The organism is Thiospirochaeta perfilievii, assembly GCF_008329945.1.
Taxonomy (GTDB): domain Bacteria; phylum Spirochaetota; class Spirochaetia; order DSM-2461; family DSM-2461; genus Thiospirochaeta; species Thiospirochaeta perfilievii.
In genome coordinates, this window is sequence record NZ_CP035807.1 from 1,509,458 (window position 1) to 1,535,616 (window position 26,159).

Annotated in this window: 26 protein-coding genes; 8 read left to right on the forward strand and 18 right to left on the reverse strand. The window is 32.8% G+C overall.

The window, feature by feature from the left end:
* Positions 1–121: 121 nt before the first annotated feature.
* The 4 genes from EW093_RS06845 (at position 122) to EW093_RS06860 (ending at position 4,526) form a co-directional block, all read left to right on the forward strand.
* On the forward strand, positions 122–1,081 hold the full coding sequence (locus EW093_RS06845; RefSeq protein ID WP_149567673.1) for a glycoside hydrolase family 16 protein: 960 nt from the start codon (positions 122–124) through the stop codon (positions 1,079–1,081).
* A 23-nt stretch (positions 1,082–1,104) separates the two neighbouring features.
* Positions 1,105–2,403 carry a hypothetical protein gene (locus EW093_RS06850; protein WP_149567674.1) on the forward strand — a complete coding sequence of 433 codons (1,299 nt, stop codon included), beginning with the start codon at positions 1,105–1,107 and terminating at the stop codon, positions 2,401–2,403.
* Positions 2,404–2,536: 133 nt separating this feature from the next.
* Positions 2,537–3,598 (forward strand): GGDEF domain-containing protein, encoded by a 1,062-nt coding sequence (locus tag EW093_RS06855; RefSeq protein ID WP_149567675.1) that lies wholly within the window; start codon positions 2,537–2,539, stop codon positions 3,596–3,598.
* Between the two features lie 70 nt (positions 3,599–3,668).
* Positions 3,669–4,526 (forward strand): hypothetical protein, encoded by an 858-nt coding sequence (locus EW093_RS06860; protein ID WP_149567676.1) that lies wholly within the window; start codon positions 3,669–3,671, stop codon positions 4,524–4,526.
* Between the two features lie 289 nt (positions 4,527–4,815).
* Here the strand turns inward: EW093_RS06860 and EW093_RS06865 are convergent, their stop codons facing one another.
* The 12 genes from EW093_RS06865 to EW093_RS06920 all read right to left on the reverse strand — a co-directional run bounded on the left by EW093_RS06865 (position 4,816) and on the right by EW093_RS06920 (position 17,989).
* Positions 4,816–5,856 carry a hypothetical protein gene (locus EW093_RS06865; RefSeq protein ID WP_149567677.1) on the reverse strand — a complete coding sequence of 347 codons (1,041 nt, stop codon included), beginning with the start codon at positions 5,854–5,856 and terminating at the stop codon, positions 4,816–4,818.
* Between the two features lie 74 nt (positions 5,857–5,930).
* Complete coding sequence (locus EW093_RS06870; protein WP_149567678.1) at positions 5,931–6,551, reverse strand: hypothetical protein; 621 nt, start codon at positions 6,549–6,551, stop codon at positions 5,931–5,933.
* Positions 6,538–7,215, reverse strand: coding sequence for a hypothetical protein (locus tag EW093_RS06875; RefSeq protein WP_149567679.1), 678 nt, complete (start codon positions 7,213–7,215; stop codon positions 6,538–6,540). The genes EW093_RS06870 and EW093_RS06875 overlap by 14 nt, the downstream gene beginning before the upstream one ends.
* Positions 7,212–8,501 carry an outer membrane protein assembly factor BamB family protein gene (locus tag EW093_RS06880; RefSeq protein WP_149567680.1) on the reverse strand — a complete coding sequence of 430 codons (1,290 nt, stop codon included), beginning with the start codon at positions 8,499–8,501 and terminating at the stop codon, positions 7,212–7,214. Before EW093_RS06880 ends, EW093_RS06875 begins: the two co-directional genes overlap by 4 nt.
* Positions 8,498–9,772: an alpha/beta hydrolase family protein gene (locus EW093_RS06885; protein ID WP_149567681.1), complete on the reverse strand. Its 1,275-nt coding sequence runs from the start codon at positions 9,770–9,772 to the stop codon at positions 8,498–8,500. The genes EW093_RS06880 and EW093_RS06885 overlap by 4 nt, the downstream gene beginning before the upstream one ends.
* Positions 9,773–9,780: 8 nt before the next feature.
* The gene (locus tag EW093_RS06890; protein ID WP_149567682.1) at positions 9,781–10,746 is read right to left on the reverse strand and encodes a hypothetical protein; all 966 of its coding nucleotides are present in this window, start codon (positions 10,744–10,746) and stop codon (positions 9,781–9,783) included.
* 130 nt (positions 10,747–10,876) lie between these two features.
* Positions 10,877–12,310: a hypothetical protein gene (locus EW093_RS06895; RefSeq protein ID WP_149567683.1), complete on the reverse strand. Its 1,434-nt coding sequence runs from the start codon at positions 12,308–12,310 to the stop codon at positions 10,877–10,879.
* Between the two features lies 1 nt (position 12,311).
* Positions 12,312–13,082: an outer membrane lipoprotein-sorting protein gene (locus tag EW093_RS06900; protein WP_149567684.1), complete on the reverse strand. Its 771-nt coding sequence runs from the start codon at positions 13,080–13,082 to the stop codon at positions 12,312–12,314.
* An 8-nt stretch (positions 13,083–13,090) separates the two neighbouring features.
* Complete coding sequence (locus EW093_RS06905; RefSeq protein WP_149567685.1) at positions 13,091–15,757, reverse strand: efflux RND transporter permease subunit; 2,667 nt, start codon at positions 15,755–15,757, stop codon at positions 13,091–13,093.
* 107 nt (positions 15,758–15,864) lie between these two features.
* On the reverse strand, positions 15,865–16,461 hold the full coding sequence (locus EW093_RS06910; protein WP_149567686.1) for a TetR/AcrR family transcriptional regulator: 597 nt from the start codon (positions 16,459–16,461) through the stop codon (positions 15,865–15,867).
* A gap of 24 nt (positions 16,462–16,485) precedes the next feature.
* The gene (locus tag EW093_RS06915; protein WP_149567687.1) at positions 16,486–16,938 is read right to left on the reverse strand and encodes a GNAT family N-acetyltransferase; all 453 of its coding nucleotides are present in this window, start codon (positions 16,936–16,938) and stop codon (positions 16,486–16,488) included.
* Positions 16,913–17,989, reverse strand: a complete 1,077-nt coding sequence (locus EW093_RS06920) for a DNA alkylation repair protein (RefSeq protein WP_149567688.1) — start codon at positions 17,987–17,989, stop codon at positions 16,913–16,915. The genes EW093_RS06915 and EW093_RS06920 overlap by 26 nt, the downstream gene beginning before the upstream one ends.
* A 48-nt stretch (positions 17,990–18,037) precedes the next feature.
* Between EW093_RS06920 and mnmH the strand changes: the two genes are divergently transcribed.
* Both mnmH and selD read left to right on the forward strand, forming a co-directional pair.
* Entirely contained in the window at positions 18,038–19,060 is a 1,023-nt protein-coding gene (gene mnmH / locus EW093_RS06925; RefSeq protein WP_149567689.1) for a tRNA 2-selenouridine(34) synthase MnmH, read from the forward strand.
* Positions 19,053–20,087, forward strand: a complete 1,035-nt coding sequence (selD, locus tag EW093_RS06930; RefSeq protein ID WP_149567690.1) for a selenide, water dikinase SelD — start codon at positions 19,053–19,055, stop codon at positions 20,085–20,087. The genes mnmH and selD overlap by 8 nt, the downstream gene beginning before the upstream one ends.
* Positions 20,088–20,104: 17 nt before the next feature.
* Here the strand turns inward: selD and EW093_RS06935 are convergent, their stop codons facing one another.
* Positions 20,105–20,797 carry an SDR family NAD(P)-dependent oxidoreductase gene (locus EW093_RS06935; protein WP_149567691.1) on the reverse strand — a complete coding sequence of 231 codons (693 nt, stop codon included), beginning with the start codon at positions 20,795–20,797 and terminating at the stop codon, positions 20,105–20,107.
* A 9-nt stretch (positions 20,798–20,806) separates the two neighbouring features.
* Positions 20,807–21,976, reverse strand: coding sequence for an iron-containing alcohol dehydrogenase (locus tag EW093_RS06940; RefSeq protein ID WP_149567692.1), 1,170 nt, complete (start codon positions 21,974–21,976; stop codon positions 20,807–20,809).
* Positions 21,977–22,073: 97 nt separating this feature from the next.
* Between EW093_RS06940 and EW093_RS06945 the strand changes: the two genes are divergently transcribed.
* Positions 22,074–22,442: a MerR family transcriptional regulator gene (locus tag EW093_RS06945; RefSeq protein WP_187759866.1), complete on the forward strand. Its 369-nt coding sequence runs from the start codon at positions 22,074–22,076 to the stop codon at positions 22,440–22,442.
* Positions 22,443–22,554: 112 nt separating this feature from the next.
* Here the strand turns inward: EW093_RS06945 and EW093_RS06950 are convergent, their stop codons facing one another.
* Together EW093_RS06950 and EW093_RS06955 are read right to left on the reverse strand one after the other, a co-directional pair.
* Entirely contained in the window at positions 22,555–23,916 is a 1,362-nt protein-coding gene (locus tag EW093_RS06950) for a PFL family protein (RefSeq protein ID WP_149567694.1), read from the reverse strand.
* Between the two features lie 8 nt (positions 23,917–23,924).
* Complete coding sequence (locus EW093_RS06955) at positions 23,925–24,194, reverse strand: ACT domain-containing protein (RefSeq protein WP_149567695.1); 270 nt, start codon at positions 24,192–24,194, stop codon at positions 23,925–23,927.
* Between the two features lie 145 nt (positions 24,195–24,339).
* Between EW093_RS06955 and EW093_RS06960 the strand changes: the two genes are divergently transcribed.
* Positions 24,340–24,699: a hypothetical protein gene (locus EW093_RS06960; RefSeq protein ID WP_149567696.1), complete on the forward strand. Its 360-nt coding sequence runs from the start codon at positions 24,340–24,342 to the stop codon at positions 24,697–24,699.
* Here EW093_RS06960 and EW093_RS06965 read toward each other — a convergent pair.
* Complete coding sequence (locus EW093_RS06965; protein WP_149567697.1) at positions 24,668–25,300, reverse strand: hypothetical protein; 633 nt, start codon at positions 25,298–25,300, stop codon at positions 24,668–24,670. The genes EW093_RS06960 and EW093_RS06965 overlap by 32 nt on opposite strands.
* Positions 25,300–26,151: a DUF368 domain-containing protein gene (locus EW093_RS06970; RefSeq protein ID WP_149567698.1), complete on the reverse strand. Its 852-nt coding sequence runs from the start codon at positions 26,149–26,151 to the stop codon at positions 25,300–25,302. The genes EW093_RS06965 and EW093_RS06970 overlap by 1 nt, the downstream gene beginning before the upstream one ends.
* Positions 26,152–26,159: the final 8 nt, after the last annotated feature.

Below are 26,159 nucleotides of genomic sequence, written 5' to 3' on the forward strand. Positions count from 1 at the left end.
TAACAATTACACTTTACAATGGCTGTTTTTTAGTTTGTTTACGTATTCACCAAACTATTTCTTGACGGATTAGAAATTCTATATAAGAATAGGTCTTACAACTTCCAAGGAGGAATGACCTTTGTTAATTTTTACAAAAGAAGGGATGTTTGCGTCAACATTAATACTTTTATCTTCTATTTTTTTTATAAGTTGCGATTACGGAAACCTAATAAGTAATACAAATGAAGAAATTGTTTTAGAAGAACCAAACCTAACCATTAATAATTTCTATATTGATCCTAATAAATGGGAGCTACAGTGGTCAGATGAGTTTGATGATAATAATTTTGATACTAACATTTGGCATAGACAAATATGGCTAAATCCACCTAACAATGAGTGGGAACAGTACACTGGTGACCCAAATACAGCTTATGAGCAGGATGGATGTATGATTCTTAAGGCAGAAAAAAAAACAGGTCTCCCAAATTCACCTGGAAACTATACATCTGCAAGGGTTATATCAAATCCTGGTGGTCAAAATGGTAACTCAGGGTCTGATGGTAAAGTTTTTAAATATGGAAAGATCGCTGCAAAAATTCAACTCCCCTATGGTAAGGGTATCTGGCCTGCATTTTGGATGCTCGGAGATAACATAAACGAAACAGGAGGCACTACTCCATGGCCTAGTTGTGGTGAGATAGACATTCTAGAAACAGGATTTGCAGGGAATAAGGATGGTTATTGGGGAAATGCTACTTTAGGAGGTGCGCTCCACTATGATACCTCTGTGGATAATAAAGCAACTTCATGGGCTTATGATACAGATCATATATCATTAAATAGTGGTAAATTTGCAGATGATTTCCACATTTTTGAAATAGAGTGGAACGCAACCGAGATAATTTGGAAGGTTGATGGAACTCAGTACTTTAGAAAAGATATATCAGACCCTATTTTTAATGAATTTAGGAATAATTTTTATGTAATATTTAATATTGCAATAGGGGGTAATTTAACGGATTCACCTGACGATTCAACTGTGTTCCCCCAATATATGAAAATAGACTGGATAAGACACTACACAAAAATAGAGTAAAATTGACAATTTAGGAGTTTAAAATGCAAAAAGAGAACAGCAACAATAGGTTTACATTTTTAAGACTATTAGGAGTAAGTTTATTAACAACAATGATATTAATATCAAACTCATGTGATCAATTGGATAAGTATTTCAATGAGAATACAGACAATCCAATAATTGATGAACCAAACGGAGAAGATTCAAACACTGATTATTCAGAGTTATTTAGTAAAATATTTAACCCTAATATGAGTATTGATTTCACAATTCCAGCCAAAAATATAGAACCAAAGGATGTTCTAGCCATTGGATGGGAGGAGACATTTTATATAGGGGTAATTGACTTTGGTTCTGAAGGCTTTGCCTTTGAAGCAAAAGCTGGAAATATTAATGATTGGGGAGATTACATGGGTGGATTTGCCCTCGGGATGAGACCTCAAGACTATTACAACTGGAATCCTACTAACTTTTTTGATTTATCTGGTGTTGATCATATATCTTTTAAAATTAAATCGGATAGCGTTAAGGCATCTGAACTGTTGTTTATGTTGCAAGCAGGTGGAGATATTGAAGGAAGTACTATAGATAATTATATGACAAATGGTACAAATATGGCAGCAGGATGGGTTGATGTAACAATAGACCTAACTTTAGCACCATTTTCCAACGCTCCATTAGATAAAACAGCCACAATATTTGCTATGAAAGGTATTAATACTATTTTAAAGAATGAAACAATACACTTTAAGGATATAAAATATTTAGACTCTTCAAATAACATAGTTAATATTCTCCCAACTGGAGGATGGAATAGAAACGCCCTAGCAGAAAATCCAACAATAGAAGCTACAAACCCAATACCACCGTCTACGACCTACTACAAGATATTTAGTGATGCCTCTACTTTATCCAGTGGAAATAGTGTTAACAATGTATCTATGTATGGAACCTGGTGGTGGGGTGCAGCTCGATATAGTCAAGAGTATGTATTAGGAAACATGGTATCTAAAACAGGATTTTCAGGAACACCACAAGAGTCTTATGCTATTACTTTTGCAACAACTAATGTTTCAAGCACAACCAATAAAATTATTTCAATAGATGTTTATCCTACAAGTAGTATTGAATCATTTACATTTAGAGTTATGGATGCAAACGAAACAATGAAAGATTTTACATTTGACACTACATCAAGCTTAACTCCAAACATGTGGAACACAGTTGTGTTAGATATTTCATCAGGGATTGATACTACATCATTAAATAGTATTGGGTTGGTAATCCATAGTGGGATTCAAGGTGGTGCAATATTTATTGACAACATCTTTATTTATTAAAATTTTAAACTTATGTTATAAATAAATGGTTCACCCCTTTATTATATGACACTAATTTACGATAAGTATAAGAGGTCTAACTAATAATTAAAAAATAATTAGACCTTAATACTTTTAATAACTAGGAGCATAAGTGGATAGAAAAGAGGAGTCATACTCTATAAGAGAGCAAATATTTTTAATGTTTATGCCCTTTTGTACACTTATTTCCATAATAAGTTTACTAACAAATAAAAATGATATAAGAAGTAATGTCCTATTTATTATAGCAATAGCGTATTTTACCACACTAACCTATTTAAGTTACAAAAAAGTTTCTATACCAATTATTCATAGGTTAGGAATATATGTCTTAATCTTCTTAATACTACCTGTTTTATGGCTTAGAGAGGTAGAGTATTTTCCACTAAACATAACATATACAATACTAATATTTATGTTATTAAACTATTTAACAGTTGGAAAGGAGAGGATTACACTAAACATATTAGGAATAACTCTATTAGAGTCCCTATTGCTAATTTTCCATGATAAAATTCAAACAACAACTCCATGGATAATCTTATTTCCCCTAGTTTTCCTCTTTCTAGCTCTGCTACTTATAACTATAGAGAGGGCCTATGAGATAGAGAAATTAAATACCCAAGAGAGGGAAGATAAGCTAACAAAGTTAACGAGAATAGACCATTTAACCGGACTATATAATAGAAACTATATGGAACAAAAGTTAAAATCTGTACACAATATATGGAAACGTGGTGTTCAGACCTACTCCCTTATAATGTTAGATATAGACTACTTTAAGGATTATAATGACTATTATGGCCATATAAAAGGAGATAACTGCTTAAAAATAATTAGTAGTATTTTGCAGGAACAAATAACAAGAGATACAGACTACGCATTTAGATATGGTGGTGAAGAATTTCTTATTATTTTAGGTTTCACAGATGTATATGGGGCAGAGTTTGTAGCAAATAAAATAAAAGCTGCAATTGACGTAGCTAAAATTGAGCATAACTCATCTAAAATAAGTAATTATATTACTATAAGTATGGGTATTTCAACGATAAATGAGACGTATAACTCTTTTTCAGACCTTCTTCTTATGACAGATAAAGCCCTTTACCAAGCAAAAAATAGTGGGCGAAATAGAGTAATACATTATAAAGAGGATTCCCTTGTCACAACCTAAGAAGAATATATCATTCTAGTTTATGAAATTTCATTTTCAATAACTAATTAAATACTGTAGAATAAGAATTATGGAAAATATTATATTAAAAAATAGTGTTATGGAGTTAAGTTTACTAAAACCAGGCACAACATATAAAAAAGCAAGGTTTGATTGGACCGGAATTATAGAGCAGGTAACAATTGGAGATACAACTTTTTTAGGAAAAGAGTCTAATGGGATCGAACATGGGACAGAAGGCCTGGGTTTAATTAGTGAGTTTGGGATATCAACTCCCCTATCATACTGGAGGACTCTACCAGGGAAAGAGTTTATGAAAATAGGTGTTGGAGCATTAACAAGAAACTCCTTAAAGCCGTATAATTTTTTTAAAGATTATGATATTAGGCCATTTGAGACAAAAATAAAGAGCTACCAAGATAGAGTTACATTTTCACAAACAGACTGTAGTGTAGGCTCTTATAGTTACAATTATATAAAAACCATAGTTATAGAAGATAATGTATTAACAATTTTTTATAGTTTAGAAAACAATGGACATTCCACAATTAAAACAGAAGAGTATAACCATAACTTCTTAAAATTACAGGATAGAAAGATATCATTAGATACAGAGATAAATATAAACAATAAAATATACCCTAAAAAACTTATAGGCCCCCTATCCCTTCAGGGGAATAAAAAGATAAATATTAACGAGAATAATGACCTAATATATCTAAAGAGTAAACTTAAAAACAGACCGGATAATTTTGTTTGGAACGTAACAAATGGAGATAAATCCATTCTCTGTAATGAGAACTTTCCAGCATCTAAGTTTGCTTTATGGGGTAAAAGCCACGTAGTATCCCCGGAGGTATTCCACTCCTTCTCTATAGAGCCAGGTAAGACCCTAGAGTGGAGTAGAAAATATACATTTAATAACTAAAGGGACTGTTGCAAAAGTAGATTGTAGTGCTAGATAAAATGAGAATATTTAAAATAGTTTTCTACTTTAAATCCTAAGCGGTATTTCTTAGAGTATGATAAAATGGGATTCCAACTTCATTTCTTGCCAGTCTATAACCTAGATATATAATATTCATAGACATTAACTTCCTCTCTGTAAGTATACCTGTTTATATTATGCGGTATATCCTCCCACTCCTTTTTCACTTTTTTCTAGAATAGATTGAGGTAGTTCAAAATCTTCAAAAATAAATCGAATTTACCTTTTATTAATAAATTGATAATCTGACAAATGAATCACCAGAAATATCCTGTAGTAGAAGAAAGCCACTATTTTCTACCCTCCATGGTTTAAAAGAGAACGGTAGTATTTCTATATTATCAGATGATAGATTATTTTTATTAACCCCAGCAACATTGATACTAATGGTTTCGCTAATATTATAACTACCCATCCATGGATCTAAATTAAGTGGCTCGCTAGTAGATGGATCATAGATCCCGTTAAATGGATCGTTCTTTACTAAGTCACTTACCCACTGCTCAAATAGTACATTTGAATCTATACCATATGTAGCTCCTATAGACTCCCATGAATTCCGTTGATTTACTACTAGATCTACTAAAAAAGCAATACCTCCATTATCAACAATCTCATTAGAATCATTAAAAAATAAACCTCCCTTCTCCCAAAACAACCAACTCAAAAAACCAGAAACTGCTCCTCTTTTACCTGCTGAATCTGACTGACCTAAATGATTACTATGAACCAAAGAGATTGCTGCAGGGTCAGATAAATATTTTGCATAGAAACCAATATTTCCACCACTAACACCCAATCCACATAGTGATTCTGTTAAATGTGCTAAACCTTCATCTAAGAATAGCTCCATAACTGGAGGATTCAAATTACCTCGTAGGTACTGAGAATATGTCTTTTTCTCAAAATTAATTAAATGACAAAATTCATGAACAAAGGTAGCTAAGAGGGAATTTATCGAAAATGAAAAGTTATCATTTTCCGGGACACCTAAATACAGAACTTCCCCTTCATTAGAATATGGGTTATATGAGTTAGATGATATATTTTTATCTCTTAAATATAGATCATTTGGGTTAAAAAAACCAATTGCAATGTTACTCTCGTTAAGATTCTTAGAGAATAAGATATTAATTTTATCATCTGAATCGACATCTAATACATTTCCCCAAATAGTAAGAACCTTTTTATAATATATAGAACTAACTTGTTCAATTAATCCGGTAATAACATCAGAGGACATATCGTTCTCATTATCCCACCAACACAATATATTAGAATCGTTATATAGCAATGAAAATTCTTTATTGTATGCGACTCCATTGTTAGAACCACTAATATCTGCTACAAAGAAATCTTTTTGTCACCTATTAAATATGTTTTGTTATTTATACTTCTACTTAAATTAGAATTTCTTTTATTAATAATCTTTGCACTTCTGTTAAATGTAAGATTTACATCTTTTATAAATGTATTTCCAATACTTCTAATATCTCTAAAACTTCTATTATTTGTAGATTTATTATTCAACGAAAGAGACAGATCAAAATTCATAATTTCTGGACCTAAAGATATAAAATATCCTAACTCCATACTACCCAAAGGAATATCCATCTTTTTATTGGTAATAATGTATGTATTAGCTAATGATCCATCTTCTATATTCAACTTTATACGGTCTAAAACAAGAGTCCCCATTCTAATTTCAACATCAGATAAAACTTCTGAAGCTTCAACAATAAAAGCTTTTTCTGTAGATAAAATTTCACCATTTTTATCATACCAAGAGATATTACTTGAATTGGATGAAGCTTTAAAGCTAATAAATTGGCCATTATTATAACTAGCTTCATTAGATGGAAATATGATCTCTCCTATAGGTTCTACTGTTGCACCCTTATCTAAATTACATGATAGAATAGAAAGTAACAATATAACAATATACTCAAGTTTAATTAACCTCAAAGTAAAACCTACTACTATATAATTCATTTACAGCATAGTAATCAAAACTCTGAAAAAGAGGATCTCCATATATATATTGAGCTAATAACTGTATAGAATAGTTCCCTTTTACATCAAGAACAGAATTGTCTAAGAGTACAGAGTTCTCTATGGTAGATACTTCATACACAGTACCATCTGGTTTTGTTACTTTTACTTGATAAAGAGAGATATTATTCAGAATATCCCAGGTAATAGACAATTTTCCATTCAAAGAAATATCCTGGCCATAGAGAGCATCATGTCCTGAATCATCCTGGATTAAAATAAAATCTAAGTCTTCTCCAAGATTTACAAAATCTATTTCTCTTGTTAAATCCTTATAAGCTCTACTTTCTACAGCTATACTATAGGTACCTGTAATAGGGCTACCTAAAAATGCAGTATAACACCCAATATCATAATCAAAATCCAATAGGTTCATCTGATTATATGGGGTTAATATGTACACTAAAGCACCATTTATAGCCTGCCCATTAACCCCTTCTAAATATACTTTTGCTTTAATTTCAGATGTAGTAGATACTTCTAAAACTGATCGAATCTTTAATGTTGGTTCATCGATTTTATCATCTAAATCGCAGCTAAGTAATATGACAAGAAATAGAGTTAAAAGCTTTTTCATTTAATCCTCTTAACGGTCTCTTCTAGATCAATACAAAATATTTTGCTTTCTCCATCTAATATCATATACTTATCTTGATATATGAAGTTGTGATTAAACTGGTTAGATCCTCCATATACATCAGAACTTTTGGCAACTAAAGTACCATCTTTAGCATCAAAAATATAAAAGTTCTTTTGGCTACCAACAAATAGATAGCCACCATATACTACTGGTCTAGCACCAAGAGTGAAATCTATAGACAAATCCCCCCATACTTGCTCTCCTGTATCCATGTTGACACATTGAACATTATCTCTCTGTATCGCAGAATACGAAAATGAACCATTAGTTGAGTAAAATAGGTTGTCTACAACAAAACCACCTGAATCATCCCCAGAACCAGGGCTAACCTCATATAATAATTCTCCTGTTGATTTATCTATTAATCCAAACCCCCTTATATCACTTAAAAATAGATTATCACCACGGTTATAGAAGTTATACTGTGCACCACCACCAAATAACTTGTCGACCTCAGTTTCCCATAAAATATCACCTTTTATTAGATCCAAAGCGTAGTATTTGGGTCTCCATTCATTATTAAAATCAGAAGCATTACTTCCAAAATAGGCTGTATCATCTTCTATATATATAGAACCTTCTATCGACTCTTTATAACTCAAGTCGTTTTCATGTAGTACTGTTATTGTCCCTATATTTTCATTACTACTATTGAGTTTTACATCATCTACAATATCAATAGAGACTAATCCTAATGGAATACCATCTGAGGTTTCACAATATCGCGTACCCCAATAAAGTGTAGTTCCTACTGAAAATATATAATAACCAGAATGCATAAACTGATTCTTCTCGTTATCTGGGTATCTGTTTACACCATCTAATGTTAAAAATATCCTCTTTTCTACTTCTCCTGTTGTTGGATTTAAGAGTAAAAGCTCTGGTAATGAACCATCAATAGCAATAATATGTCCCCCAACATAGAGTGGGCTATTATACATATCTATATTATCAGTTTTATCCCAAAGAAGTTCCCCGCTCTCCATAGAAAAAGCTATAAGGCCTTCCCTTGGGTTTCTCCTATACCCTATATTGTCAACCACCAAGATTTTATTTGAACTGGTAGTTCGTACATCCAATGTCCATTTTAATGGTATAGAGATATTCTTAATTTCTTCATCTTTTTTAAATATTTTATCTAATATGAGAGAACAAGAGCTTAATAATATTAGTAGTAATACAGGTAGAATAACTCTACCTGACATTTTAATAGTTTTAATCATTTCACAACAGTTCCACTAGTTTTATATATATTTTGATAAGACAGCCACTTTTCAATCTGTGAACCTTTATCAAAGGCTCCTTTCGAAAGACTGTAGTTATCTCCAATACCCCAAATCTCATCATCAGACATCTCTTGTAAATGGTTTACATTCTTTCTAACATAAAACTCTCCATTTTTCCCAATAGGGGTTCCCCCTAATCCAGTTAATGAACGTTTCTGATCAGACTCTAAAATAAAAGAGTCATTTGCTGTTGAACCGAATATATCACCTAAAATCTTCTCAGGATTTGCTACTAATCTTTTAGCTGTTCTACAAGCTTTTGCATTTCTAAAATAATTCCTACTGGTATTTGTCCAAAATATAGGTTTTGTTAGAACACCATAAGCTGTATGAAAAACATTACCTACATCAAAAGCTATACTTAACCCCGAAGAGACTTTTCTAGCTGTTTGTTGTCCCTTACTATCTAAGAACTCAATAGGATCGTTTTGAGTCCCAACAATAAACCCAATAGGAATACTACTATCGATTCTATTTTGAGGTACTACATAATTTTTTGTTACATATTTATACCCATAGGTCCAACTAAATGACACTTTTGGTACTCGAAACCATCCAACTTTTACATACTTTACTTTTCTAACAAGCTTTTTTTTATATTTAACTAGCTTTTTAAAACTTTTTTGAGCGAGTTTAGGGTTAACATAATTTTTAAAATAGTCAGAATTAGGGTTTAAATCTTTTATCCCTTCTTTATTAAAAATTTCACCCGTTTTTATATTATTTAACAAAGGGTCTTCAAAACCAAAAGCATCCATTATACCAAAGGCATTATTAGAGTTTAATCTTACAGGAGGTATAGAATATGGTCCTAATAATAATGCACTTAAACCACCAGATAAGTCCCCTACTACTTTATCAATTCTGCTCATTAGAACATTCTCTCCTACAACTAATGGAGAATACCCTTTAACCGGAGAACCTATAGTTATTAGAGCTTTTACATTTTTTTGGGCTTTATAAGCATACCCTAGTGCTCTCACTCCCCCTTGGCTGTGGGCTATAACAACTGTGTCTTTATTTAAATATTTATTATGAACATATTCAACTTGGCTTTCTATGGATGTCTCATCAGTTCTAGGTATTTCTCCTGTTACAGTATCAGGTTCACCTAGCTTACTCATAATCCCTTGGAAAAATATTATCTCTTCTGAAAATAACTGCGAAGATAAAACAATTATACTAATTATAAAAATTATTTTTTTCATATTATCACCTACCACTCTATTCTTAATAAGGATTCATCAACTGAGTTGATATCGATTTCGCTATATAATTGAATTTCTGTTTCTATATAATCTAGATCTGATGGATCTCCAATAACTGGAATGACTTCATATGCTAATCCACCTTCATTTTCTAAATCATCAATCTCTTCAAGGGACATTTCCTCAATATTTTCTTCAGATTCTATAATTGGTAAACCATAGTCTGATGCGTCGATACTTTTATTTAGGTCATATTTTGATTCAGTTATTTCTCCAATTTTTAACATTTCACCATCTACTTCCTGGTATACATATTCTGTCGTGGTAGTTAAATTTGTTCCATCTTCTAAAATTTCCTCTGATTCTGATCCAATCAATAGTTCATCAATTAAATCAAAAGTAAGCTTTAGATTATTTGATGGTATATTTACTAGCAGAGTATTGCTCTCTTCATCTACAGTTATATCTTTTGTTAAGTCATATAATTGAGTCTTAAAGTTTATAAAATTGGGTATTCTAGCCTGAATGAACATTTTATTCATACTGTCAAAAACCTCAAAACCCATTTCAGGTTCTAATAAATTTAATTCATACCTTTGTTCTAATTTATTGCTAGTTGACTGGAAAATAAATAGATCTCTTTCATTTGTAATACAACTTCGAGCAATACCATCTGAGAACATATCTGTGGGGTAATCTATTCGAGAATGAATAATTCCATCGATCTCTTTAACTGATAAACGGTACCTTTGTTCCTCTGTGATTCCACCAATTTCCCTGTTATTTCCTGAATAGACAGTGACATCAGCTGAAAAGCTTTTAATATCCTCTATAGATCCAGATTTAACTGCAATAGAGACAGGGTCTAATTGTTGGCCAATTGATGATTCTAAATTAGACAGACTAGTTTCTTGTTGACAAGACATTATTATAACAACACTTAACAACACATAACAACACATAACTTTTTTCATAATATTTCCTTTTTGTAATTTAGATAATATTAGATAATGTTTTATTTGTTTGCAAGCATTTTTTTATGACAGTGTTAAAAGTTTAAAAATGGCTGTTGAAAGTCTAATCGACTTTTGCAACAGCCCCTTTTTAGAATATAAAATCCAAGCCAATAGTAAGGGTATCATTATTGTCATACTGGCCAAATGTAGTTGTAGCCCCACCCTCTAATAGTAGGTACTGAGCATAGATTTTACTATTGTCATTTATACTATAAGTAGCCTTTGGTTTTGCCATAAAATCCCTATCAACAATACTGTATGAACCTGTAATTTCTAGAGAGAGCTTTTCATTTAGATATGAATCTGAAACTCTACCCATAATTGATAAAGTCCAATACTCATCCGAAGTACTATATTGTGGATCTAGTACTCCAATATTAGAACTACTTAAAATAACATCTCCCACACCTTGAAGAAGTATGTTCATATTGTTTATTGGAAGGTTTATATCAAATCCTAGAATATACTTTACAGAGTTGTTATTTACTGCAGGGTCACTTCCATCTAAGTCATTTGTTAGATTATATGCTAATTCTCCCTTTGTATTAAAAGAGCCTATTTGAGCTGCTATATCAAACCCTATTGTTTGAACCCTATTATAAATAAGATTAAGCCTTAAATTTTCAAGAACATCTGCTGGGTCTAAGGTAGGTTGCTTTAAGAACCCGTAGTAGTAGGTAAAACCTAAATCCATGTAGTTTAGACTTGTTGTAAATCTTGCTGCAACTTGGCTATCAATAAAATACTCTGCTTCATCAAAGTTAATAGTAGAAACTATCGTAGATGCAGCATTTTTAGACTGTTGATCTGCACTAGATTCAATAATACTTTGTGGAGTGTTATTTGGTAAAGATGCTGTAACTTGTTCTAAAATACTTGGATAAGCCATAAGATAAATAGTCTCTTCCATATTTTTTATATATGCTGGGGTCCAAGTTCCACTTAAAGGAATATTATCCCCTTGAAAGCTAGGAAGATAGGACACTTCTAAAAGAGAATTAACTCCTATTGGAACATTTACCTTTACCATCTGTTGGGAGATTTTACTATCTAAATAACTTGTCCCAAAGGGATCGGAGTAGTCTAAGGGATTTAAAAGGTCTACAGCGTGTATCCCATCAGCGTTACCCCAAATTGGTTTTAATAATCCTACCTCTAGATCAAACATAGAGTTATAATATCGAATATAGAGGGTATCTATAAATGTAAAAGCTCTATAGGGACTATTTTGTAGGGGGAAATCACAAAAGTCATTAAAATTTTCTAGCTTAACATCAAAGTTACCAATTATATCAAAGGATGAACTCTCCCCTGTTATATCTATATCCAGGTATGCAGCACCCCTCCACTCACCATCTATATATTGAGTATTAAAACCAGCTAAACCACCAGAGTTCACCATAATAAGTGAAGTCTCTTCCTCATCCATATTAAAATCATCTTCAAAAAAGAATGAGTCCTCCTGGGCAATAAGTATAAAAGAGATACTAAATAACAGAATTAAAAAATTAACTTTTTTCATACTATTTAACCCTTCCAGTTGTTAAAAACCTCTTTTCAAATAGAGCGGGATTTATTCTTTTATTAACTTCTACCTTCTTATTAATAATTACAGAGGATCTATCATTTAATAAGTTCGCCATTTTTGTACTACCAGGAATCCAAAACCCATCAATCTTCTCTAAATCTCTAATGGTAAGAACCTTATTTAACTCACCATCTTTATTATAGAGTTCAACCTTAATAGGTATTAAAATATCACTATCCTTTATAATCCACTGAACCCGTCTACCATACTGACTATCTGATAAATCCTTTGGAATAGACTCTACAACATAACATTCATAACCATCTAAACTCTCTTCTTTTAATAGTTTATGGTTATCGTCATCTATATCTCCTCCTGACATATCATCATAAGTAAATTCCGTACCCATAAATGCTGAATCCCCATCGGAAGCTGCAATTCTACGAACCTTTCCTAAAGCTGGCATAAAGATCCACTTATCATCCCCACTCTCATTCTCTTTTATTAAGAACCGAGTATCTTTAACAGAAGCTGGAGCCCGGAAAACCATTATCTGATTCGAAAGTTCATTTGAGTCTGAGTTTCCCCACATCTCAACTACTCTACTCTTTTCACTTCCATTTGCTTCTGTAATAATAAGCTCTACTAACATGTGGGTTGAGTCTGGACTCTTCTTCGTCTCCATCATCTCCATTACATCTAATCCTGTAACGGAATAAATTAAGCTAGTTGATAATAATAATCCTATTACTAATAATTTTTTCATAATCTCTCCTATTTTCTAATAAATTTTGGTTTAAAAATATTTAATAATCCAGGCATTATGGTCATAGAAGCTATAGATGCAATTAACATTGTTATTGCAATAAGCAGACCTAAATACATTAGTGGATAAAAGTTTGACTTTAATAATACAGAGAATCCTGCAGCAACAGAGACGGCATTAAAAATAATAGCCTTACCAGAAGACATTAAGGACTCTCTTGTTACCTCATTAACATCATCTAACTTCTGGGAATATTTATGATATGAGGCTAGAAAATGAATGGTATAATCGATTCCTATACCTATAGCTATACTTCCAACCATTGCTGTACTCATATCCAGTTTAATTCCTAAAAAGCCCATTAAACCGTAGTTAAATAGAACTGTAAAACCTAGAGGGACCATCCCAAACAGTCCAGCAAAGAGGGATTTATATGCTATGGAGAGAATAATAAAAACCATCAATAAAGATATTAAAACACTATTCATAGCTGATGTCGTAATTAATCTTGTAATACTATCCTCTGCTAAGGCTGTTCCGGCTAGTGATACATTGTATCCTTTAGGGAAGTACTCTTCTATATAGTTATTAATTACTGGAATTAACTCCCTTGTGAACATATTCCCATCATTATTCATCATAACTGTCATCTTAATATTCTCTGGAGAGAGAGGGTCATCATTTTTACCTACAAAACCTTCAAGTTTTCCAGTCATGGCATAATATTGGCTTAGTAGATTGGATAAGTCTAACATTTCATCATGACCATATTTAGCAGGATCAGTTGGTATTTCAAAGAAGTCATAACCTTTATAATTTGTCTCTCTCTTTAGTAGATCAAGAAGTTCTACTGCTGAAATATTAGGGTTATCAGCCCTTGCATATGCACTAGTTAAAAGATTCATTAAACCTGTAGTATCTATATCTTTATTTCTATTATTGTTAACTGGAACTACTAGTTCTGCAGAACTATCGTCTTCATAAAAACTATCGTCTTCATAAAAACTATCGTCTTCATAAAAACTATCATCTTCATAGAAACTATCATCTTCATAGAAACTATCATCTTCATAGAAACTATCATCTTCATAGAAACTATCATCACTATTTACTACTGAATCAATATCTCCTAGACCATCATCTCCATCAACATGCATTACCTGGTTCATTCGTTTAACAGTATCTGTAAATGATAAAACCTTAGGGATCTCTTTGTAATTTGTTATTAAATAGTCACTTAAATCATCCATAGCCTTTAATAGAAGTGGATCTACCCCAGCACCTTCCCCATTTATTACTATGTCAAATGAGTTAGTTCCAGTAAACTTATCCCTTAAAAACCTATCTGAAACCCTAATATGAGTTGTCTCCTTAAAATACTCAATAACAGCATTATCAATAATTAAACTTTTGGTTCCTATACCTGAAAGAACTAAAACTATTAAAGAGAAAAAGAGTATAAGGTACTTTCTTCTACCTAAGGAGTCATAATATAGACTTAGGCCCCTTTCCAATAACCCCCTCTTAGAGTAATTTTTTATACTCTTTTTTTTAGAGGCACTTTTATAATTAAAAACTAGTAGGGCAGGAATTAGAGTTAAAGCTACAATAACTGCAAAAACAATACCTATAGATGTAAATATACCAAAGTTACGCATTGGACTAATAAGACTAAAACCAAGGGATGCAAAACCAGCAACAGTTGTTAAACCAGCTAAAAATATCGGTTTTTTAACATACATAAGGGAGTTTAATATAATTTCATTATGTTTTTCCCTGGATAGTTCTCCATTATATGCCTTTACATCATCGTAGTAGTGACTAATAACATGTATTCCATAGGCACTTCCCACAGCCATCATTAACACTGGGATAATTATACCTAAAATAGATAGGGGAACATGCAATAGTCCCATTAAACCTATTGTCCATATAGTACTAATTAATACTGTTATCATTGGAAGTAAAATCCCACTTAATCTTCTAAAGGATAGAAATAAGGCAAAAAGAAGAACTAAAATAACAATAGGAATAAGTAGGGTTAAATCTCCCATCATATTCTCAGTTAACAAAACAGTCATAGATGGAAGTCCTGCTATATAGAAGTTTATACCATTATTATCAATACTTTCTGTTAACTTTTTTAAACCAAAATAGATATCCCTCTCACCATCCGGACCTAAATCCGGTTTTAGTGTAACCATAATTTGGGAAGCACTATAATCACCTGAAATAAATACATCTTGGTAAATATCCCAGGATAATATCCTATCCTTAAGTGTTTGAACATCCTCACGAGTTCCAGTAAAATCATCCACAAGGGAGGTAACAATTAGAGAACCATCAACACCATCTATATAGTCGCTATTAGTTAATGATTGAACCCGATCCACTCCTTCAAGCTTCTCAAACTCTTTAGTTAACTTATCTATAACTCTTAACGATTCAACACTAAATATTGAACCATTCTCCATCTCCATACCCACAGACATCATTAATACTGGGCCAAATATGTCCTTAGCTCTATCTATTGCTACCCTCTGAGGATTTTCTACAGGTAAAAAATTGAAAGTATTATTATCAATTTCAACTTTCTTTAGGTTGTAGCCAAAAAACAATGTAATAAGTGTTATTATACCTACTATAGTTTTAGGATACTTAAACAATCTTTTCATAATTATTATCCTTTAATTTACACTAATACAGTGTAAATAGTGTAACTATTAATAAATATTATCCCCTCAACCAACCTATAGTCAATATTTAAAATGTTAAGAAATTATTAATTTGATTTTAAGTACTCTTCCATCGCTTCTGGAGTTAATATTCCATCGAGGATTATATCAATTGAGTATTTTAAAAGTTCTATCTTAGAAAACCCAACAATCTCTGGTCTCTCCCATGTGGCTAAACCTCTAATACTGTTTAAAAAAACGTAAGGAATCATCCCCACATGTATACTCTGTTTTATAATTCCACTTTTCTGGGCAGCTGTTGCCAAATCTTCAATAACTTGCTGAATTTGCCCATTTAAAAAGAGACATTTAGGAGAAAATATTATCCTAGCTGCGTTAGGGTCAACCTTTGTAGGATTCTCAAAGTTAGTATAGTGTTTATATAGATGCCTTATAGCAAGGTGTATCTTCTCTATAATTGTTTTATTCCTACTGGTAAAAATATTGGATATATCTGTTAAAATCCCCTCCATACTAGAGTATATTATCTCTTCCATAAGGTTCTCTTTTGAACCAAAATTATTATAAATTGTCTTTTTTGAGATCCCAATTTGGTCTGCTAACTCATCCATTGATATTTTACTAAGTCCAAACTTAAAAAAAATCTGGGAAGATCTCTCTAATATTGCATCTTTTTTAGCCATATAAGTATACTATACTATTTATCTCTAATTTTGAAGATAAAGTAGAATGTCCCCATCTCTTTTAGAAAATTTAAATCCACACTTCTCATAGGCTTTAATTGCAGCAATGTTTTTTCTATGTACTTCAATTTTTAGTTTGTCATTCCGTTTAAAGTGCTGTTTAAAAAATTCTATTCCATCAAGGATATACTCTTGAGCTAAACCTCTACCTATAAACTTCGGATTTATTCCTAAACCCAGGAAAATTCCATCATCTTCAAAGTAATACTCCATTAGACCAAAAAGTTCACTATCCCTATTATATGCAACAAATCCAAAACAACCTCTTGGACCTTTAAGAGGGTTATCTCCCCTATCCTTACTCTCATGGTATCGATCCATATATAGGGCTGTTTCAAAGCCAGAGTATCTCCAAGACTCTATCTCTAGGACATTGGCATAGTTAATTCTCTCAAACCTGTAGATCAAAGTTTCCAATCAATATCTCCTCTCCGTTTATTTTAATATACAGGGTATGCTCTCCACTATAATATTTTCGGGTACTAATAGGTCTATTTGGGTGATTTCTACTTATTTTAGCAGTTTTTAGGCCTAGTAGTTCCATATTTTTTAATTTAAAAACTTTAGGACTCTTTTTACCATTTGCTTTTTTATGATAGATAACATAATCCACAACTAGTTTCTGATTTTTATCCGTTTCAGATTTTAGATCAAAACTAAAAGAGAGGGACTCTCCAAGTTTTAATCTCTTAGTAAAGCTAACACTATCTAAAGTGTATTTAGGATTTATTGTGTAACCTAAAAGCTCTAGGGTTCCTTGATCCCCCTGTTTTATAAGGGTTCTTAATGAGTGCCTAATTATCCAATCTAACTCTTTAGAAGAGTTCTCCTCCTTCCAACTTTTAAGTGTTGCTACAACTAAGCCTGGATGATCCTTTGCTATATCATTTAGATTGTTAGCCACAGACCTCCTTACGTATAACTCCTTATCATCCTTTAAAATTGTTAAATACTTAATTATTGGTGTTGGATCTTTTACAAAATCCTGAAGCCTAATACCCCAGGGCAGTCTAGGTCTTAGTCCCTCGGAAACTAATCTTCTAACATCTACATTATCACTTAAAACCCACTTATCAAGGAATTTAAAACACCTTTCGGGATCCTCTATTAAAAACCCTCTAATTGCAAACTCCGATGTAAAAATTTTTGTTAACTCCTTTAAAGAGACCATAAATAGATCAAAATATTCTAAACCATAACAACTTATATAGTTGGATATTGATAAAATGATAAAACCTCTACCATCTGAAATTGATTGCTTAAGTATCTCCAAGCTTTTAGGAAAATCCTCTGGCAACCTGGGTTTTAACTCCCTTGTTACAAGTTCCAACCTCTCAAAAAGTCCGGTATCCCCATTTAAATCCCTCAATATGGATCTTTCAAAAGCTATATTATCAAAATCTTTATATACTTTCTTAATATTTAAACTAAATTCACTAATAGATGTTTTGTTAATGCTATTTCTCATATACCTTATAATACAACAATTATGTTATGATTACAAAATGGTGATAAAATGAGTAAGTTAATATCAATAGAAGAGTTCTTATACACAAATAAAGATATACCAATAATAGATGTAAGATCTCCTTTGGAGTATGAAAAAGGACACATTCCAGGTGCAATAAATATACCACTTTTTAACAATGAAGAGAGGGCAAAGGTTGGAACATGTTATAAGCAAGAGGGACATGACCTAGCGGTTGAACTTGGATTAGAGATAGTAGGTCCAAAATTAGCAAGCTTTACTAGAGAAGCAAAAAAAATTAGTCCAAGCCTAGAGATTAAGGTCTATTGTGCTAGGGGAGGAATGAGAAGTTCCAGCTTTGTTTGGCTTCTTGAAACATCAGGTTTTAAAAAGGTTTTAAGACTCGAGAAGGGTTATAAAGCTTTTAGAAACCATGTATTAGATTTTTTTGATAAGGATTATAATCTCTTAGTACTATCTGGTATGACTGGTAGTGGTAAAACAGACATTTTATTAGAGATGGAAAAGCTTGGACTTCAAGTTGTAGATCTTGAGGGCTTTGCAGACCATAGAGGTTCAGCTTTTGGTGGTATTGGGAAAAACCCAGAGACTTCCACAGAGAAGTATGAAAACAGTATATTTAATAAGATGAAGGATTTTGATCTTTCGAAACCGATATGGGTAGAGGATGAGAGTCGTAATGTAGGAAAGGTTCTAGTTCCTCCTGCCATTTTTAAAAAGATGGAAACATCCCATAGAGTTGTAATAGAAGTACCTAGGGATATAAGAGCAGAGCGACTAGCTAAGGATTATACAGCCTATGGGAATGAGACAATTTTAGACTCGTTAAAAATTATACAAAAGAGATTGTCTGAAAGATACCCTAAAATTGTAGAGTATGTAAAAGATGGATTATATAAAGAGGCTGCAATACTTATTTTACCCTATTATGATAAGTCCTATACCAAGGGTATAGATAGAAGGGATAAGGAGCTATGTACTATTTTAAAGCTAAATAAAGATGACCCAAAAGAGAGTGCAATTAAAATTAAGGAGATAACCAATGGATGATATAAAATTAACAACACTGACTAAATTTTCAGGATGTGGAGCAAAGCTTGGACCAGGACTACTAGATAAGGCTCTTTGTGGATTAACACAACCAATATTTCCAAACCTAATGGTAGATTTTACAACAAGTGATGATGCCGGAGTTTACAAGATTAATGATGAACAAGCCCTTGTAAATACCCTAGACTTCTTCCCACCAATAGTTGATGACCCCTACGCTTTTGGTCAAATTGCCACTGCAAATGCCCTGTCTGATGTTTATGCAATGGGAGCAACTCCAATTACAGCTATGAGTATTGTAGGTTTTCCTCTAGATAAGGCTGACATCTCGGTTCTAAGAAAGATTACTGAAGGGTGTCTAGATAAGCTAAAAGAGGCTAATGTTCCCTTAGTTGGAGGTCACAGTATACAGGATTCTGAACTAAAATTTGGTGTATCAGTTTCAGGACTAGTACACCCTGATAAGGTCTTGGTAAACAATAAACCAGAGTTAGGAGAAGTTGTAATATTAACTAAACCTATAGGAACAGGGACAATAAATACGGCTTTAAAAAAAGGATGGGCAAGTCAAGAGTCTATAAACGCCTCAATGGAGTCTATGGTAAAACTAAATAAGTACGCTTCTGAGATTATACAAAGCTACCCTGTAAAATGTTGTACCGATGTAACGGGATTTGGTCTAGTAGGCCACTCATGTGAGATGATCCTAGACTCAGAGGTTGGACTTACAATAGATTTTAAATCATTAAAACTACTTCCTGGAGTTAATGACTCTATAGAAAAGGGTGCGATCCCTGGTGGTACTAGAAAAAACCTAGAATTTAGAGGATCTTTTGTAGAGAATTTAGAGACTCTTTCAGATAATATAAAATACACATTATTCGACCCACAAACTTCAGGTGGACTACTCTTTACAATTAAACCGGAGTTTGTAGATCAAATCCTAGAAGAGATGGAATCAAATAATATTGACGCTTTTATTGTAGGTGAAGTTACAGATAATAAAGAGACTATTATAATTAAATAATAGCCTCTTATTATTAATTAACTATAATTTTGGGCCTGGTAAAGTTTACCTGAGCCCTCTACTTTATTTAAAAGAACAGGAACTAGAGCCCCTGGAAGAACTGAGTCAGGGCTATTAGGAGCACTCTCTCCTCCAAGGTCAGTTCTTAACCAACCTGGATCCATTAAGTTTAGTAAAACATTTGTCCCCTTAAGTGTTGGGACCATATCCCTTACATACCTATCAATTGCAGCTTTTGAACAACTGTATGCCATTAATTGAGGTTCGTTCTCTATTCCAGAGGTTACATTAACAATCCTTCCCCAATCTCTCTGTAACATTCCTGGTATAAATGCATCACACAACTTAGCAGGAACAATACTATTAACTAAAAAGCTACTTAAATAATCCTCAAAGGTAGGTTCAAATGTTTCCCTATATGGAGTCATTATTGCTGCGTTATTATATAAAATATCTAAATTGTCATTTGTTAAATTTCCTACCTCTTTAATTAATAGTTCAACCTGCTCTATTGAGTCTAATTCCGCAGCAATAGAGTAAGCTTTTACACCCTTTAAAGTTAGTTCATCAAGAATATGCTTAGTTCCTTCGAGTTTTCTTGAGTGTAGAATCACACGACAACCTTTATCTCCTAGTGCCCTTGCAACCCTTAAACCAATACCTCTACTTGCACCTGTAACTAATGCCCATTTATCTTTTATATCTTCCACATCTTTCCCCTATAATGCTAACTTGTAAATTTCCTTAATATCATCTTTATTTAAAACTTTAAACGCCCCTAAAGTTCTACTACTATCAAAAGATGCCTTTTTAGCAAGCTCATCTACCCTACTACTATCAAAATCAATTTCTGACAGTCTTATTGGTAGTTTTAAATCCTTATAAAAAGACTCTAGTGTTGAAATTCCCCTTAATACAGTATTTTCAGGATTTTCAAAATCCTGTTCTATATTAAAAACCCGGGTAAAAAACTGAATAAATTTATCCATATTCTCTTTATATACATACTTAATCCATGCTGGGAAAATAATACTTAAACCCGCACCATGGGCTACATCTGTAACAGCACTAACCTCATGTTCCATCTCATGGGATGCCCAATCACCACCTCGTCCTGGGTCAAGGGAGTCATTGTGTGCCACTGTGCCACAATACATAATCTCTGCCCTAGCATTATAATCCATAGGATTTTTTAGTATGTTATAAGCTTGGTTTATTATTGTCTTCATTGTCGCTTCGCATAACCTATCAGTTAAATCAACATTTTTAGTTGGAACAAAGTATCTCTCCATAACATGGGCAAACATATCCGATATACCGCAGGCTGTTTGATAGTCTGGTAGAGTAAAGGTTAATTCTGGGTTTAAAATAGAAAAAACAGGTCTCATACATAATGCACCAAAACCTCTTTTTAGCTCTTTATCTACATTTGTTATAACACTTCCAGGACTAGTCTCACTACCAGCTGCAGGTATTGTTAAAACAACACCTAGAGGCAGCATTTTATCTACGCTAACCTTATAGTCATAAATATCCCATACATCTCCATCATAAAAGTATCCAATTCCAATCGCCTTAGCCGAATCAATAACACTTCCTCCACCCACAGCTAAAATAAAACCTATATCCTCTTTACGGCATAACTCTATACCCTCTCTAACTAGATCAACTCTTGGGTTTGGTAGTACTCCTCCTAGTTCAAATATCTCAATATTTTCCTCTTTTAATGATTTTACAACTCTATCGTATAGACCGGTTTTTTTTATACTACCACCACCATAATGGAGTAGAACTTTGTTAGAGTATTTTAAAGTCTCTGAACCAACACTCTTTTCACTATCCTTGCCAAAGATAACTCTAGTTTTATTTTCAAATACAAAATTATTCATCTTTTCTCCTTTTATTTAATACATGCTAACACCTGGAGTTTGCTCTAGGTCAAGCTTATTACTTGAAAATATGTTATATAATATTTATTATTCATTTATGACCCATTATTCAATGAAAGAAATAATTAAAGAGACTGGTCTTACTAGTGATACCCTACGGTACTATGAAAAAGATGGCTTATTATCAGACATTCTTAGGCTACCAAATGGCCACAGAAGATATTCTAACCACGATCTAGAGTGGCTTAAGTTTATTTTATGTCTAAGATCTACAGGGATGCCTCTAAAAAACATTAAAAAGTATAAAGAGCTTATGAATCTTGGGGATAAAACAACTTCCCAAAGAAAGGAAATTCTTACAAATCAAAAATTGAGTATTTTAAATGAGATGGAAGTATTAAAAGAAGCACTAGAAAGAATAGATTGGAAAATCGAGTACTATGAGAGTGTTGAAGCCAACTTATAAATTTATATCTTAGAATCTAAGAGTATAATTCGTGAACACCTTGGATAAAGTTGCCATTAAAGTAGTATTTTTTAACATCCCCTAGATAGACCAGGGGATAATTGTTAAACCTCTAATTTTTAAAACTATGTACTGGAGCAGGAATTCTTCCGCCTCTATTTACAAAGTTAACAGATGAATACTTATTAACACCCATTATTGGAGATCCTCCAAGAAGTCCACCAAACTCTGCCCACTCTCCAACTTTTTTCCCTGGAACAGGAATAACCCTAACAGCAGTTGTTTTATTATTTGCCATACCAATGGCAGCCTCATCTGCGATCATCCCAGATAAAGTTTCAGCTGGTGTATCTCCAGGAACCGGAACCATATCTAAACCTACAGAGCACACAGAAGTCATCGCTTCCATTTTCTCTATGGATATCGCACCTTTATTTAAAGCTTCAACCATCCCTTCATCTTCAGTTAGAGGAATAAAAGCACCTGATAGACCTCCAACGTGGGTAGAAGCCATAATTCCACCTTTTTTAACAGCGTCATTTAACATACAAAGGGCTGCCGTTGTACCGTGGGTCCCAGCTTGCTCTAATCCCATCTCTTGGAAAATTCTGGCAATACTATCCCCTACAGCTGGAGTTGGAGCTAAGGATAGATCTAATATTCCAAAGGGAACGTTTAATCTCTCGGAAGCTACAGTAGCAACCATGTGTCCTAATCGTGTTATTTTAAAAGCTGTCTTTTTTATTTTATCAGCCATTACATCAAAAGTATCATCTAAGGATCCCTCTAAAGCACACTTAACAACACCAGGACCACTAACACCAACACTAATTACAGCATCACCCTCATTAACACCATGGAATGCTCCAGCCATAAACGGATTGTCCCCTGGGGCATTACAAAATACAACTAATTTTGCACAACCAATACCATCTGCATCCTTAGTTAACTCCGCAGTCTTCTTAATAACATGTCCCATATCCTTAACAGCATCCATATTAATACCGTATTTTGTAGATCCAAGGTTTATTGAACCACAAACCCTATCAGTAGATGCAAGAGCCTCAGGAATAGAGTCTATTAAGATTCTATCCCCCTTAGTAAAACCTTTATCCACAAGGGCGGAAAATCCACCAATAAAATCGACACCGGTATCTTTGGCAGCCTTATCCAAGGTTTTTGCAAACTCAACATAATCTTTATCATCTGTAGCTCCAGCTATTAGTGCTATTGGAGTTACAGAAATTCTTTTGTTAATTATAGGAACACCGTATTCAGCTTCTATCTGTTCTGCAACTTCAACAAGCCTTCCCGCCTTATCCATAATTTTATTATATATTCTCTCTCTGGCTATTTTTCCATCATGACTTACACAGTCTAATAGAGAAATTCCCATTGTTATTGTTCTAATATCTAAATGCTGATCTTTAAACATATTTACTGTTTCAGCAACTTCATGGGGTGTAAATAACATATCGTCTCCTAAATTCTGTGCATAGCTTGAAAAACTTGCTCATGTTGCATAGTTATACTTACACCAAGTTCTTCCCCAAATTGGTTTAAAATCTCTCTTAACTCTTTAATCTCTTTTGTAGATTTTGTAATATCCACAACCATTATCATAGTAAAAAAGCCTTTCATGATAGTTTGGCTGATATCTAAGATATTTATCTCATTCTCTGCCATTACATTACTGACCGTTGAAATAATTCCAACCCTATCTTCTCCGACTACAGTCACAACTGAATTCATATTCTTCCTCCAAGACTAATTAACTAATTATTCTATTTAATAGGATAATATATTATAGTTTCAAAAGATTCAATTTCTTCTATTCCACTAATTAAGTAAGAATGATATTCTTAGATCCTAAACTCAATCAAACAAGGATAATTTCATGGCCAAAAAAGAGAAACCATTGTCAGCTAAAAAGCAGTTAATGATGAATGAACTGCAAAAAGTTCAGGAACAGATGATAAAACAGTTAATAAAAAGACTTTCTGGGAAGGATAAAAAAATATTAGCTGATTTCCTACAATCTGGGAAAACTCCTGGTTCTAAAGAGTATAATGCTCTTCCTAAAATTGTTCAGGGTGTAGTTTTAAAGATGAACCTTAAAAACCTTGAAATCATGAGAAAACATACAAAGAATCCTTTTACAATTATAAGACTTAAGTTTTCGGCATGGACATTTAAAAAATTAGGAACTATTGATCCTAAGGATGCTAAAAAGAAGAAGAAAAAAAAGAAGAAATAGAGTTAAGGTCAACTAATTTTGATCCATTATCTATTGTTTCAAAAACCCGGTCTGATATCTGTATATTATCAAAATCCGGGTTTTTTAGTTTATAAAGAACTAAATATGGAAGAGATCTATAAACTAGGGATCTTTTTTTAGGTCTTGTGACCACTAAGACATAAACTTCTTCAGTTTTAAAGTAGTCTACTAGAAGATCTCTTTTAATCTTTAACCTATCTTCAAGATTTCTAAAATACTTTCTTAACTCGCTTACGGATGATTCTACAAAAACAATTTTATTTTTATATATAAAAAGCCCATCATACTCAGCTTTTTTTACTCCCTGTTCAATATATACAATCTGTCCATTTTTATCATAACAGAGTTGATTAGAACCCTTTAGCTCCTCACTTTTATCTTTTACTACAAAGGAAGTAACATCATCACACTGAAGTGCCCAGGATTTTAAATACTCATATACCCAAACTTCGTACTTCTCTCCAAAAAGATTATCCCCCCTATGGGAAAAAACATGGGAACTGAATTTAGATAGGATTAAATCTAACTCCTGTTTATCTGGGTTGAACTTCTTAATTGAATTATTTAAATCCTTATACATTAGCTCTTTTTTATTCTACTAGTCAGATATGCTAAAAAGAAACCAGAGATAAGAGCTATAGTCACACCCAGTAGGGCAATAAAACTTGTATCAAAACCATCCTTTGTTTTACTAACAATTTGTATTAAAGATGCGGCAATTAGACCTAAAATAAAGTATAGAGTTCCACTTTTAAACTTTTTAAAACAGACTTCTACAATTTTTGCAAATAGAACAATACCACTTGCTGCTCCTAGACTAAAAACAAGTATAGGGAGAATATAAGTTTTAATACTACCTAAATATGTGGTAACGACAGTTTCATACTCCCCAAGGGAGACTAAAAGTGCTGACCCTGAAAATCCAGGAACGATCATAGAACCACCAGAGAAAAGTCCACAAATATAAAGCCATATAAGTCTCAATGGAGAGTTATGGTCCTCTACGGAGCTGCTACTTTCTTGATTAAATATAATTGTAAGTAGAATAAGAGCAATACCTACAAAAAGTAGTAATATACGAATAATATTTGGTTTCATATCTGAATGGGATTTTATTATAAATGGTATAGACCCACCTATTAAGCCAATAAAAAAAGCATACGTTATCTCCCTAGAGACCTGGCTATACTCTAATAAATAGCTTAAAAGCCTAGAAAAAAGGAGTATTCCAAGAACAGCACCAACAAAGACTTTTAAGATAAAAAAGAAGTACTCTTTTCTCTTCTTTGGCTCAGTAAAAAAATTACCAACTGCCTCTGTTAGCTTATCGTAAATACCAAATATAAATGCAAAGGTTCCACCGGAAACACCAGGTATGACATTGGCAATCCCAATTGTCATACCCTTTAATATTAAAAATATATTTTTCATAAGCAAAT